Raw genomic sequence first — 13602 nt, 5'->3', positions numbered from 1 at the left:
TCTCCCACTGGGCACATGCTCAGTGGAAGAAACCGCCACTCGTCGTTTATGACCTCAACCGTGTCATTTCGACCGAGCGTCAGCGAGCGGAGAAATCTCTTGCGGCCAGCCGCTTTGAAAGATTTCTCGACTCGCTGCGCTCGCTCGAAATGACAAGAGGAACGTAATACCCGCTCGCTCGAAATGACAAGACCTATTCGCGGGGCAGCCTGCTTGCCGCGCCCTTGTCGATGAGCCAGAGGAGTTCCTGACCGTCGGCGAAGGAGCTGGGGGCCTGCGGGTTGCGCGGCTGGGCGAACGCCGCAGCCACGGCCGGGGCCTTGCGTTCCTCGGAGGTGAACACCCACGTGTGGCGTGACCGGGCGATCATCGGCACGGTGAGCGTCAGGCGCAGCGGCGGCGGCTTGGGCGAGTCGCGCACGCCGGCGACCAGCACATGCGGGTCATCGATGAGCACCTGCGGCAGTCCGGGGAACAGCGACGCGAAATGCGCGTCCGGCCCCATGCCGAACATCGCGATGTCCAGCGCCGGTTCGGACCCGAGTTCCGCGACCAGTTCGGCTTGATATTCGGCCGCAGCGGCAGCGAGCACGGCGTCGGTTTCCTCGGGGGAGGCGGCCGCGATCTCATCGGCGGAGCGCGTGTCGTCCGGCATCGGGTGGATGTTCGCCTCGGGCAGCAGTCCGGCGCCGGTCATCGCGTCGAGGAACTCGCCGCGGGCCTGCTTGACGTTGCGGTCGTCACTGTCGGCGGCGACGAACCGTTCGTCGCCCCACCAGAGGTGCACGCGCGACCAGTCGACCGCTTCGGTGAGCGGGCTGGCCAGCAGTTCGTGGAAGACGCGGTTGCCGTCGGTGCCGCCGGTCACAGCGATGTCGACGCGCGTGCGGCCCGGTTCGGCCAAGAGATCGCCGATCGTCAGCAGCGTACGCGCGGCCACGGTCTGCGCGAGGATGGTCGGATCGCGATAGATGATGGTTTTACGATTGGTCATATCATTCCTTGGAGTAGGAATCGGCCGCAGGCCGATGCTGTGATATTGGCGGCACTGTGTGCCGCGACGCTCCCTCAGTCAGCTTCGCTGACAGCGTCCTGCAATTAAGGACAGCCTTACGGCTGACTGTTTGCTGGCTCGCCTGTCGGCTCGCACATCGCCTACAAACAGCTCTGCTGTTTGCTTAACGGCAATGTCCCTCAGCTGAGGGAGCTGGCCGCCGAAGGCGGACTGAGGGAGCGTCACGGCCGAAGACCGTCGGCAATACAGCATCGGCCGTAGGCCGTTTCCATGTCAGTCGGTGGGGTGGATGAGGTCCCAGCCTTCGGTGATGACCTCGGCGTAGACCTCATCGGGGTTGAGTCGGCGCAGCTCCTCGCTCAGGCATTCCTCGAGCGTGCGTGCGGGTACGCTGATCGTCTGCGGCGAGGCGCCCGGCATGCTGATCACGGCCACGCCGCCATCCGCATCCGGCCGCTCCAGGCTCAGCACGCCGTCCGAACGGGTCAGGTACACGCCGGTCACCGCGGTTGCGCCCGGCACATCCTCCACCGTCACCGGCACGTTGAGCCGCAGCCGCAGCCACGCGGCCAGCATGTCCATCGGCAGGAAGCCCTTCGGGCCGGTCACGCGCACGGTGCTGATCGGCAGATGCGGCGGCTGGTCGAGCATCGTCGCCAGCATCGCGCGCCACACGGTCAGTCGCGTCCACGACAGATCCACGTTCTTGGACGAACGGTTGCGTCGCAGATCGGCGATCGTGCGGTACGGGTTCGACGAGCGCATCGCATCGGTGATGCGCGTGCGGGCCATCGCGCCGAGCAGATCCTTCGACGGGTTCGCCGGCGCCTCGGTCGGCCACCACGCCACCACGGGCGCGTCCGGCACGAGCAGCGGAATCACGAGCGTGTCCTGATGGTGCACGAGTCCGCCGCGCGGATGCAGCACGATGATCTCGCCCGCGCCGGCGTCCGCGCCGAAACGCACCTGCGCGTCGAGGTTCGACTCCTCGTCCTGCGCGTCCGCGTCGTTCTCGGCCACCGCGCCCTTCTGACCGCCCGCCGCGGCCGCCCCGCGTTTCGGGCTGATCGCGATCACACGGCACGGATGCTCGCGGCTCGCCGCATTCGCCAGCTCCAGCGCATGCTCCAGCTCATCCTCGTTGGTCGAAATGAGCAGCGTGAGCACGCGGCCGGTCGCGGACTCGCCGCGCTCCTCGTGCAGTTCGTCGATCTTGCGCGAGATCTCACGGGTCCGCGTGTTCGGCATATCGATAATCATGGCATCCTCCAATGGCGTCCATCGCGAGCGAGCATCTCATCGGCCTCTTCCGGTCCCCACGTACCTGCGCGGTACGGCTGCGGCTGGCCGAGCGTCGACCAGAAGTCCTCGATCGGATCGAGGATCTCCCAGCTCAGGTCGACCTCCTTCGTCGTCGGGAACAGCGGCGGATCGCCGAGCAGCACGTCCAGAATCAACCGTTCGTACGCTTCCGGCGACGACTCGGTGAACGAACGGCCGTAACTGAAGTCCATCGACACGTCGCGCACCTCCATCGACGTGCCGCCCGGCACCTTCGCGCCGAACCGCATCGTCACGCCCTCGTCCGGTTGCACGCGAATCACGATCGCGTTCTTGCCGAGTTCACGCGTCGCCGTCGACTCGAACGGCAGGTGCGGCGCGCGCTTGAACACGACCGCGATTTCGGTCACGCGCTTGCCCAGACGCTTGCCGGTGCGCAGGTAGAACGGCACGCCGGCCCAGCGGCGCGTGTCGAGATCGAGCCGGATCGCCGCGTACGTTTCGGTCGTGGACGACGGGTCGATGCCCTTCTCCTCGAGGTAGCCGACGACCTCGTGCGAACCCTGCCAGCCGGCCGCATACTGGCCGCGGGCGGTGTGCGCGGCCAGATCGCGCGGCAGACGGACCGCGGACAGGATCTTCGTCTTCTCGGCGATCAGGTCGGATGCGGCGAACGAGACCGGCTCCTCCATCGCGGTGAGCGCAAGCAGCTGCAGCAGGTGGTTCTGGATGATGTCGCGGGCCGCGCCGATGCCGTCGTAGTAGCCGGCACGACCGGCGACACCGATATCCTCGGCCATCGTGATCTGCACGTGGTCGACATAGTTCGCGTTCCAGATCGGCTCGTACATCGCGTTCGCGAAACGCAGTGCGAGGATGTTCTGCACGGTCTCCTTGCCGAGGTAGTGGTCGATGCGGAACACGCTCGACGGGTCGAACACCTCGGAGACGACGCGGTCGAGCTCCTTCGCGCTTTCGAGATCATGGCCGAACGGCTTCTCGATGATCACGCGACGCCACGCGCCTTCGGAAGAGCGCGACAGGCCGCAGTCGGCCAGCTGACGCGCCACAATCGGGAACGCGCGCGGCGGCACCGACATGTAGAACGCGTGGTTGCCGCGCGTGCCGCGGTCGCGGTCGAGTTCGGCAACCGTGTTCGACAGCCGCTCGAACGCCTTCGGATCGTCGAACGTGCCCTGCACGAAGCGGATGCCGGCCGCCAGCTGCGTCCACGTGGACTCCTTGAACGGGGTACGGCAGTGCGCGATCACGTTCTCGCGCACGAAATCCTTGAAATGGTCCTCGGTCCAGTCGCGCCGGGCGAAGCCGGTCAGGCCGAAGCTCGGCGGCAACAGGCCGCGGTTGGCGAGGTCGTAAATGGCGGGCAGCAGCTTCTTGCGTGACAGGTCGCCGGTCACGCCGAAGATCACGATGCTGCACGGGCCGGCGATGCGCGGCAGACGCAGGTCGCGCGGGTCGCGCAGCGGGTTGACCCACTCGGTTGATGTTGATTCGCTCATACGCCCCATCCTAGTGGGCAGACGGGCGGCGCGCCGGGGAATTTCGAGCGCAGCGTATCCTGATTCGCGGGTAACGGCGAGGTGTGGCGTTACCGAGGTTGGTGGTTCGCGGCTGGCAGTGCGCCGGCCTCGGAATCGCTGCGAACCGTCACTTGCGCGAAAGCCGTTCGAGCATGCGGCCGTTGAGATGGATCTGCGAGCACAGGATCGCGGAGAAGATCAGCACGAAGCCCATGCCGGCCGCCGCTTCGACGCGCTCGCCGTAGAACAGCACCGAGAACAGCAGACTGAACACCGTCTCTAGACACATGATGAGTGACGCCTGGGAGGGCGGTGTCACCTTGAGTCCGACGTTCTGCATGATCTGTGCGGTCATCGTCGCGCCGAAGAACAGGTAGACGAGACACAGCAGAATGCCCGGCCGCAGCCAGGTCGCGGACGGTGCCGGCTCGGTCACGATCGCGCCGATTAGAAACAGCGTGCCGGCCGTCATGAACTGCGCGAACGTGAGCGCCACCGGGTGGATCACCCGTCCGAACTTGCCCAGCCACACCAGATTGAACGAGAACACGATCGCGCACAGCAGTGTGAGCAGGTCGCCCAGTCCGATCGATATGCCGCCCAATCCGGAGCTGAGCGACACGCAGCCCACGCCGGTCAGGCACAGCACGGCGGCCACGATGTTGCGGATTGTGGGCCGCTGCTTCATGAGCAGCCACGACGTGAACGGCACGATCACGCAGTACGCGGCGGTCAGGAACGCGCTGCGGCCCGGCTCGATCATGGTCAGACCGACCGTCTGACTGCACATCGTGCCCCAATACGTCACGCCGACCAGCAGGCCGGGCACGATGATGTGACGGTTGAGATACGGCGTGATCTGTTTGCGGAACAGGATGAACATGATGAGCGAGGCGGCCAACAGGCGGATGGCCATGAGCCACTGCGGCGGGACGACGGTCATCGCGACTTTCGCGGTCGGGTAGCTGCCACCCCAGAGCATCGCGCATGCGAGCAGCATGAGCTTGCCGATGGTGGGGGAGAGCTGGAACTTGCGCGTCATTGCCGGATGCTCCTTTTGCGTGGCCGATGGTTGCGGGTATCGATGCCGGTTGACAGACATCGATAAACCCGCCAACAGCTTAGTGTGGCGCACGGTCAATCGGCGGATGCGCGGTGATGTGCGTGTCGGCTGCCGCTGCCTGTGCATACGCGCGTTTGCATGGGGTGAAATTCGGCTCGAAAGATGGGGTTTTCGGGTTACATGCGATGTGATGGGAGCATTGAGGGGCATTGGATGATGCGGATGTGGCCGTTGCGCATACGCGCGTTTGCATGAGAGAGGATTCGGATGCGCGCACAGGGAGGACGACACGCCGCGAACATATAGTAAAATCATTGTACGAAGCGATGCGGTGTACCGTGTTGCATACGTTATCATGCGCAACCCAGTGCGCTTGCGAGGAGGGAGGCGGTCCCGATGCCGGTGTCCAAAAGCATCAATCAGGACGATCTGCGCAACCACAACCTGTCCGTGGTGCTGTCCACGATGGCCCGGTCCCGCACGCCGCTCAGCCGCGCCGAACTTGCGAAACAGACTGGTCTGACGAAAGCCACGCTCTCGCTGCTGAGCGACATCCTGCTCAAGAACGGGGTGATCCGCCAGCTTGAGCCGGCCGCCGGTGTGTCATATGGCCGGCCGAGCACGCCGCTCGCGTTCCGTCCGGGCCGTTGGGCCGGCATCGGCATGCAGATCAACACTGACGGCTACGGCTACACCGTGCTCGACCTCGACGGTTCCGTCGTGGCCAGCGACTGGCACGACCGCGCCATGGACGACGTGAATCCCGACGAGATCTTCGCCAAACTGGACGAGATGATGCGGCCGGTCGAGGAACAGCTTGCCAACGACGGCTATGTGGTGGCCGGCGCCCAGCTGGCGCTGCCCGGACTCGTGTCCACTGGCAACCGGCTGCTCATTGCGCGCAACTTCGGTTGGCGCGACATCGACTTGAACCGGTATGCGGTGATCGAACGGCTTGGTGCGGTGGCCGACAACGAGGCCGCGCTCGCCGCGATCGCGCAGATCCCCGGATACGCGACGCAGCGCCCGGCGGAGGATTGGCCGGTCGCGTCGTCCGACTCGTTCGTGTATGTCTCCACGGATGTCGGCATCGGTGGTGCATACGTTCGCGAAGGGCAGGTCGTGCGCGGCGACCACGGGTTCGCCGGCGAGATCGGCCACATGTGCGTCGACGTGCACGGCACACGATGCCGGTGCGGACGTCACGGATGCCTGGAAATGTACGCAGGACGGCGCGCGGTGATGATCGCGTCCGGCCTGGCCGATGCGGATCACGCGGCCGGCACCGACCTACCGCGGCAGTTGGTCGCCGCGTGGCATGGCGGCAACACGACCGCCGTGCTCGCCGTTGAGGACGCGATGGCGGCGATGGCCGCGGCGATCGCGTCGACCGTGAACATCGTCGACATGAGCAATGTGATCGTCGGCGGATTGTGGAGCGAGTTCGGTGACAACCTGCGCGCCGACCTCGAACGACGTGTGCAGTCGCAGATTCTCGCCCGCGACGTGGTGCGCGTCAAGCTCATGTTCCCGCCGCTGACCGGGCATCCGGCCATGTATGGCGCGGCCGTGATGGGTCTGCACAACCTCGTGCACAACCCGATGCGCTTCCTCACCGTCGAGTGAATACGAAAGCGGCCGACCAAAGTATGGTCGGCCGCTTGCCATGCCGCAAAACCGTTGCCCGGCTATGTCACTGCGCGTCGTCGGCCGCGGACACGTCGAGCTTCTTGGCCTGCTCGATCAGATCGTCGAGATCGGAGGCGCGCAGTGCGCCGGCCTGCTTGAACACGACCTGACCGTTCTTCGCGATGAGCAGCGTCGGCACCGCCTGGATGCCGGCCGCCGCGGCCAGATCCTGGTTCGCGTCGATATCCACCTTGCCGAACACGATGTCCGGGTTCTCGTTGCTGGCCTGTTCGAAGATCGGGCCGAACGCGCGGCACGGTCCGCACCACGTCGCCCAGAAATCAACGAACACCAGCTCGTTGTCGTTCAGCGTCTTCTCGAAATCCTGCGTGTTGAGCGCGACGGTCGCCATGCTCGATCCTTCCCTTATCCAAACTCCTGTTCGCAGCCGTCATGCCGGACCAGCACGCTGCCCGCGAACGTTTCCATAACAGACAATAGTTGAACCCCAGCATCTCAGCCGAGCGGAACAACTTCCACTGTGAGCCGAATCCGGCAGGAACCCCGGCGCGTGAACGGTACGGGCCCTGCGAAACCAGGCCGACGCGCCCGAACATGCGCGTTCCGTTACGCGGCCGGGGTGATAATGAGGGTATGCCAGTCTTGAATGATGAAGTGCCCGACGAGGGCGATTTCGACGCGGGACGCCGCCGCGGCGAGTTCGACAACATCACGCCTGAGGATTTCATCCGCGGCACGGGCCACGGCAACCCACCCGGATGGCTCGGCCGCGAGGACATCGAGCGGGCGCGGCGGCAGATGCCGATCGCGTACGTGGAGATCGTGCCGGTGCGCACCGACGAACTCGGCCGTGTCGCGCAGGTCGGCTCGCTGCTGCGCGTGGCCGACGACGGGTCGATCGAGCGCACGCTGATCACCGGCCGTGTGCTGTTCCATGAGACGTTGCGCGAGGCGATCGCCCGCAATGTGGCCAAGGATCTGGGCGACATCGCGCTGCCGGTGCTGCCGCAGAGCCTGCAGCCGTTCTGCGTGGCCGAGTTCTTTCCCACGCCCGGCATGAGCGAGTATTACGATCCGCGTCAGCACGCGATCGCGCTGTGCTATGTGGTGCCGATCGCCGGCGACTGCAAGCCGCAGGACGAGACACTCGACGTGGAATGGGTCGATCCGTCGAGCGATGTGATGGACACGTTCATCGAGCAGATGGTCAACGGTCATGGCGACATCGTGCGCCGCGCACTGGCTTGGCTGGGCGACTGAACTGCTGAGCGCCGTACTGGATGCGCGGCGCGCGCAGGATGATACGGGATTACTGATACGGGATTACTGAATCAAGGCGATATGTCATGACGATTGAACTGAACAACAACGTGTACCGTGCGGGGAACGGCTCAGCGGCACCGCTGGTGCTCGTCCACGCGTTCCCGGTCGACCACCGCATGTGGGACGACTGTGCGGCCGAGATCATCCGGCAGGCCGACGCGGCCGGCATGCCAGCGTTCGCAGTATGGGCGCCGGATATGCCCGGTGCCGGCGAAGGGCCGATTCCGAGTGACGCCGAGTCGGGCGGCCGTGCCGCGGACGGCGCGTACGATCATGCGCTTGACCTGCTGGCCGATGCGTACGTCGGCCTGCTGCACAAGGCCGGTTACCGGCGTGCGGTGTGGGCCGGACTGTCGATGGGCGGCTATGTGATCCTCGACATCCAGCGGCGGCATCCGGATGTGGTGGCCGGATTCGCGATGTGCGACACGAAGGGTGACGCGGACACGCCGGCGCAACGGGCGAACCGCGTGCGCGTGGCCGATACGTGCGAGCGTTCGCAGTCAGTTGAGCCGGTCATGCACTTTGCCGATGCGGACGAAGCCGATTCGAGCTTCAAACAGTCCGAAGCGGGCAAGGCGCTGTTCGCACGGTGGATCCGCGAGCAGCGTCCGGAGGGCATCGCATGGCGGCAGCGCATGGCCGCGGGGCGGCCCGACCTGAACGACCAGTTGCCGCGCGTGCAAGCGCCGGCCGCCGTGATCTGCGGAGACAAGGACCCGTTCGCCGACGAGACGCGCATGCGTGCGATTGCCGACGCGATGACCGGTACCGAGGCCGCCTACACGCTGGTGGACGACTGCGGTCATTTTAGCGCGGTCGAGCATCCGGCCATTGTGGCCACCTCGCTCGTGTCGTTGATGCAGCGGGCCTTGTGAACGACCGTCGGTGATTGCGAAAGGAAGTCTGATTTCATGTTTTCACCATTGGCGCTGACCCAAGCGCTTCCGTTCCTGCCGCTCGCACAGGGCGACATCGACTATCAGACCGAACGTCGTGGCGAGGACGGCCTGATCGACTCGCTGCTGAACGAACCGAGCACCAAGGTCATCCTCACACGCGGCGGCCGCATCGCCGTACCCAAGGGGCAGGGCGGCATCGTCGACTATGAAAACGTGCGCATGAGACTTGCAACACTGCCCGGCGCATACGTTCGCAGCGAACTGGCATCCCACCCGGCCGCCGTCGCCATGTTCCTCGGCAGCTACGGCGGCGAACGCAACGAGCACGTCATTGACATTGACATCACTCGCGTCGAACCGGCCACGCCGGCCGGTCAATCACCGGCTGCGGTCCCCGACTCGGCCGGCACCGGCGCGGACGATGCGTTCGATGAACACGACGACGAATCGTCATCCCGTCCGGCAGTCAAACCGAGTCTGCTCGAGCAGGCCGTCACCCGCTTCGACTGGGTCGACCTGCGCGGATTCGCGCCGCACGCCACCGCGCGCGAGGCAGGCCAGGCCACCAGCGCGATCTCGCTGAGCATCTGGCACACGCGCCAGCGGTTCTGCCCGACCTGCGGCGCTCCGGTCGAAACCGCGATGGGCGGCTGGGCGCAACGCTGCACGAACGACGCCGACGGTCGCCGACTGCTGTTCCCACGCGTCGAACCGGCCGTGATCACCGCGATCGTGGACGGCGACGACCGGCTGCTGCTCCAGCACAACGTCGCGTGGAAGGACTCGCGGCTGTACTCGGTGTCAGCCGGATTCGTGGAGGCCGGCGAGAACCTCGAGCACGCGGTACGCCGCGAAGCCAAGGAGGAGGTCGGGCTCACGCTTGGCGCGGTCAAGTATCTCGGTTCGCAGCCGTGGCCGTTCCCCGCATCGCTCATGATGGCGTTCAAAGCGCAGGCCGTCACCACCGACGTACACGTGGACGGCGAGGAGACGATGACCGCGCGGTGGGTCACGCGCGACGAATACACAAACGAACTCGTGACGGGCCGCATGGTCGCGCCGGGCAAGGCCACGATCGCGCGGTACATGATCGAGGAGTGGTACGGACGCGAGTTGTGAAGACTCGAGGCGAAGCGCGCGAACCGTTGCACGGCACGACCAGCGGGGCTAGTAGTCTTGTGCCCCAGTATTGCTGATCGTTTCGTGAACGGTAAAGGAAGAACATGACCAAGAAGCGCATTGTGGTGATGTACGGCGGCAAGGCCGACGAGCATTCGATCTCCTGCATCTCGACCGCCGGCGTGCTGAAGGCGCTCGACACCGACAAGTTCGAGCCGATTCCGGTCGGCATCACCAAGGCCGGCCAGTGGATCGTGGACGGAGAGGACCCGCGAGGCTGGGATCTGAATGGTTCCGCGCTGCCGACCGTCGAGAAGACCGCCTCCTCGCGCGACGTCGTGCTCGACGTGGCGCTCGGGCAGGACGGCTTCTTCGCGCGCAACGCGGACGGCACGCTGGAATCGCTCGGCCACATCGACGCCGTGTTCCCGGTGCTGCACGGTCCGTTCGGCGAGGACGGCACGATCCAGGGCCTGTTCGAGATGATGAACGTTCCGTACGTCGGCTGCGGCGTGCTCGCGTCCGCCACGTGCATGGACAAGCATTACACGAAGGTGCTGCTGGCGGCCGCCGGCATCCCGGTCGCGCCCGGCATCACGCTCGACGCGCGCGGCTTCGACCAGGCGACCAAGTTCGCGGCGAACGGCGAGGCCATCCTCGCGCAGGTCGAGGCGGCGGGCCTTCAGTACCCGCTGTTCGTCAAGCCGTCGCGCGCCGGCTCCAGCTTCGGCGTGACCAAGGTCGAGCACGAGGGCGACGCGGCCGAACTCGCCGCCGCCGTGTTCGAGGCCAGCCACCACGACTGGCGCATCCTGGTCGAACAGGGCATCGACGCGCGCGAGATCGAATGCGCGGTGCTGTGCCCGAAGGCCGGCGAGGAGCCGAAGGCCAGCTGGCCGGGCGAGATCGTGCTCGACAAGCGCGCTGGCGGCGACGACCAGTTCTACGATTTCGACAGCAAATACATGGACGCCAGCGCCTCGCACGTCGAGGTGCCGGCCAACCTGCCCGACGAACTGCTCGAGCGCGTGCGCGAGATCGCGGTGCGCGGTTTCAAGGCAGTCGACGGCGCGGGCCTGAGCCGTGTGGACACGTTCGTGACCCCGGACGGCGACGTGATGATCAACGAGATCAACACCATGCCCGGTTTCACGCCGATCTCCATGTACCCGAAGGCGTGGGAGGCCACCGGCGTGAGCTACACCGACCTCATCACCACCCTCATCGAAGGCGTACTGCGCTGATTCGCGGCGCTTGACGGCGAGGCCCCGTGTTCCGGTCAGAACACGGGGCCTCGCCGTAAACGGATCATGCGCCGACGGCGGCACGCTGCTCAAGGGCGTCGACGTCCGTGAGCGCGCGGGCGGCCGCATCGCGTGCGGTCGACAGCAGCAGGTCCGGCTTGGCGAACACCAGCACCTGCCCTTCGATGCCATAGGGCGAGAATCCCGTGAACTTGACGATCGGCACGGTTCCTTCCGTCGCCACGTCGACGGTGCCGCGCTTGACCGCCTCGACGATCCGCCGCTCGACATCCTTGACATCGCTGCCCGCCTTCGCCGTGAACGGCACCGTCACCAATCCTTCGTTCACCGGCGTCAGCTTCTCCAACGACGCCGTGTTGAGCACCGAATTCGGAATCACCATCTCGTTGCCGTTGCGCTCGCGCACCACGGTCTGCCGCCATGTGATGTCCTTGACCACGCCGGTCGTGCCGGCCACCGTCACTAGATCGCCCGGCTGGATCACCCGTCCGAGCATCAGTCCGAATCCCGAGATCACATTCGCCACCGTGTCCTTCAAACCCAGTGACACCGCGATGCCGCCGACGCCGAGCGCCGTCATCAGCGTGGTCGGATCAATGCCGAACACCGGCTTCAATACGATCGTTGCGGCCACCACCCAGATCAGCACACGCACGATATTGATGAAAATCGACGCGCTCGGCATGTTCGTATGGTTCAGCACCTTGCGCAGCACCTTGCTGACCACCTTCACCACCACCCACGCCGCGGCGAGCACCACCACGAAGAAGATGATCTTGCCGGCGTTCGCCGCCAGCCACTTCATCATCAAGCTCATCATGTCCAGCCCCGCATCAGCCGTGTCGCTCATCGCACGCTCCCGTCCTGTCGGTTTCCATCGCATGTCCGCCTTCATCCTAGCCGGCCCATGCGGCGGAATCTGTGACTACCATGAAAGCATGGGCAATATTCTCGATAATGCTCGCACAAATTTCCGGGGATTCGGCGAGCTGCCGTTCAACGAGGTCGATTCGCTGGTGCTGTCCGAACTTGCGTACATCCATATGCCGGATTCGGTGCCGCGATTCGGCGCGGCGAAAACCGTGGCGAGCGTGCCGTTGGGTACCGCGTTGCGTGCCGAGGATTACCCGACCATGTTCACGACCGGATCGGATTCGGTCAACGAATACCGGCTCGGCCTGTTGCGTGCGGTATGCGAATCGCCGCGATACCGCGGCATCCGCGTGGGAGAGTATGCCGAACAGCTGGACGCCGGAGATCAGACGCAGTTCGCCGCGATGACGTTCGACCTGACCGACTGTGACGGTGTGGGCGGGGCGCTGCTGTACGTGGCATTCCGCGGCACGGACGGCACGTTGATCGGATGGAAAGAGGATTTCAACATGGCCGTGCGATGCCCGGTGCCGGCGCAACGGTCGGCCGCCGAGTACCTGCGGTCGATTGCGGACCGGTCCGCAGGGGTGCCGGGGGCCGTGCCGGCGCGGCTGATGGTCGGCGGCCATTCCAAAGGCGGCAACATGGCCATCTACGCGGCCATGCGCATGGTTGATGATGCTGCGAATGACAACGATACGTTTGCGCCGAAACGGAACGTGGCATTTCCTGATCATGCTTGTCATGGAGTCGATGATGGTGCCCGAGACGGCGATGACGTCCGTAAGAGCCGTAGTGATGCCGATGGAAGGATTGTCATGCCGCGCATCGCGCGCATCTTCAGCCACGACGGTCCGGGATTCGACGCGGCCATCACCGCGTCGCCCGCCTATCGTGCCGTATTCGACCGCATCAGCAAAACCGTGCCGGAAGCATCGGTCATCGGTATGCTGCTCGATGACGGCGGTCTTGGACGTACCATCGTCAAGGCCGACGCGATCGGCATCCTGCAGCACATGGGCGGTAGCTGGCAGGTCGAAGACGGCCGGTTCGTCACCGCGTCCGAGCTGACCTCCGGCGCGCAGTTCGCGGACCGCACGATCAGTACGTGGCTGGCCGGCGTCGACCAGCGGCAGCGCGAGGTCACCATCGATCAGGTGTACGACGTCGTCGCCGCTGCCGGATACACGAACTTCGCCGATCTGGCAGCGAACTGGACCGACGCTCTGCCGAAGATCCTCATGGCCGCGACAAGCACCGACCGCAAGACCCGCGAGCTCATCACCTCGGTGCTCAAAGGGCTGCCATCCAGCGCCATGCGATCGCTGGTGCAGCATGACGCCCAGCGCTGACTGGACCTTCGGTCTTACGGGCGGAAACATATGCGCGCGGCACAGTTGTTCCTTCCCGGGCATGTTCCTCCCGGGCATACGGCCGGTTCCGCCTCCTCGAATGGCCGTATGCCCGGGAGATACGTGCGGGGTAATGCTGGTTGGGTGTGTTCTCGGACTGTGTTCCCGGGCTTACGGCCGGTTCCACCCCTTTCGGCGGCCGTATGCCCGGGGAGGAG

At 65.4% G+C, this 13602-nt stretch carries 12 protein-coding genes; 6 read left to right on the top strand and 6 right to left on the bottom strand.

The annotated features are described in order from the left end of the window. Positions 1 to 193: 193 nt before the first annotated feature. The 4 genes from pgl to JS541_RS00460 form a co-directional block, all read right to left on the bottom strand. Entirely contained in the window at positions 194 to 994 is an 801-nt protein-coding gene (gene pgl / locus JS541_RS00475) for a 6-phosphogluconolactonase (RefSeq protein ID WP_214372372.1), read from the bottom strand. 294 nt (positions 995 to 1288) lie between these two features. Next, positions 1289 to 2275 (bottom strand): glucose-6-phosphate dehydrogenase assembly protein OpcA, encoded by a 987-nt coding sequence (locus JS541_RS00470; protein ID WP_163231804.1) that lies wholly within the window; start codon positions 2273 to 2275, stop codon positions 1289 to 1291. After that, positions 2272 to 3825 (bottom strand): glucose-6-phosphate dehydrogenase, encoded by a 1554-nt coding sequence (gene zwf / locus JS541_RS00465; RefSeq protein WP_214372371.1) that lies wholly within the window; start codon positions 3823 to 3825, stop codon positions 2272 to 2274. Before zwf ends, JS541_RS00470 begins: the two co-directional genes overlap by 4 nt. Before the next feature lie 139 nt (positions 3826 to 3964). Further along, a complete protein-coding gene (locus tag JS541_RS00460) occupies positions 3965 to 4879 on the bottom strand; it encodes a DMT family transporter (RefSeq protein WP_240539185.1) in 915 nt (304 codons plus the stop codon). A 417-nt stretch (positions 4880 to 5296) separates the two neighbouring features. Between JS541_RS00460 and JS541_RS00455 the strand changes: the two genes are divergently transcribed. Continuing rightward, positions 5297 to 6526 (top strand): ROK family protein, encoded by a 1230-nt coding sequence (locus JS541_RS00455; protein WP_214372369.1) that lies wholly within the window; start codon positions 5297 to 5299, stop codon positions 6524 to 6526. A gap of 67 nt (positions 6527 to 6593) precedes the next feature. On the opposite strand, the gene trxA is transcribed toward JS541_RS00455, so the two are convergent. Next, entirely contained in the window at positions 6594 to 6941 is a 348-nt protein-coding gene (gene trxA, locus JS541_RS00450; protein WP_214372368.1) for a thioredoxin, read from the bottom strand. Between the two features lie 242 nt (positions 6942 to 7183). On the opposite strand from trxA, the gene JS541_RS00445 reads away from it, so the two are divergent. From JS541_RS00445 to JS541_RS00430, 4 genes are all read left to right on the top strand, one after another. Beyond that, positions 7184 to 7810: an NUDIX hydrolase family protein gene (locus JS541_RS00445; protein WP_214372366.1), complete on the top strand. Its 627-nt coding sequence runs from the start codon at positions 7184 to 7186 to the stop codon at positions 7808 to 7810. An 86-nt stretch (positions 7811 to 7896) separates the two neighbouring features. Further along, positions 7897 to 8751 (top strand): alpha/beta hydrolase, encoded by an 855-nt coding sequence (locus tag JS541_RS00440; protein ID WP_214372365.1) that lies wholly within the window; start codon positions 7897 to 7899, stop codon positions 8749 to 8751. Between the two features lie 36 nt (positions 8752 to 8787). Continuing rightward, positions 8788 to 9894 carry an NAD(+) diphosphatase gene (nudC, locus tag JS541_RS00435; RefSeq protein WP_214372364.1) on the top strand — a complete coding sequence of 369 codons (1107 nt, stop codon included), beginning with the start codon at positions 8788 to 8790 and terminating at the stop codon, positions 9892 to 9894. A 104-nt stretch (positions 9895 to 9998) separates the two neighbouring features. Continuing rightward, positions 9999 to 11138 (top strand): D-alanine--D-alanine ligase family protein, encoded by a 1140-nt coding sequence (locus tag JS541_RS00430; RefSeq protein WP_214372363.1) that lies wholly within the window; start codon positions 9999 to 10001, stop codon positions 11136 to 11138. Positions 11139 to 11202: 64 nt separating this feature from the next. On the opposite strand, the gene JS541_RS00425 is transcribed toward JS541_RS00430, so the two are convergent. Continuing rightward, positions 11203 to 11976, bottom strand: a complete 774-nt coding sequence (locus JS541_RS00425) for a mechanosensitive ion channel domain-containing protein (RefSeq protein WP_214372739.1) — start codon at positions 11974 to 11976, stop codon at positions 11203 to 11205. 121 nt (positions 11977 to 12097) lie between these two features. On the opposite strand from JS541_RS00425, the gene JS541_RS00420 reads away from it, so the two are divergent. Continuing rightward, entirely contained in the window at positions 12098 to 13384 is a 1287-nt protein-coding gene (locus JS541_RS00420) for an Mbeg1-like protein (protein ID WP_214372362.1), read from the top strand. The last annotated feature ends 218 nt before the right edge of the window (positions 13385 to 13602 follow it).

The organism is Bifidobacterium sp. SO1 (genome assembly GCF_018555335.1).
Lineage (GTDB): Bacteria > Actinomycetota > Actinomycetes > Actinomycetales > Bifidobacteriaceae > Bifidobacterium > Bifidobacterium simiiventris.
This window is presented reverse-complemented; position numbering and strand designations above follow the sequence as displayed.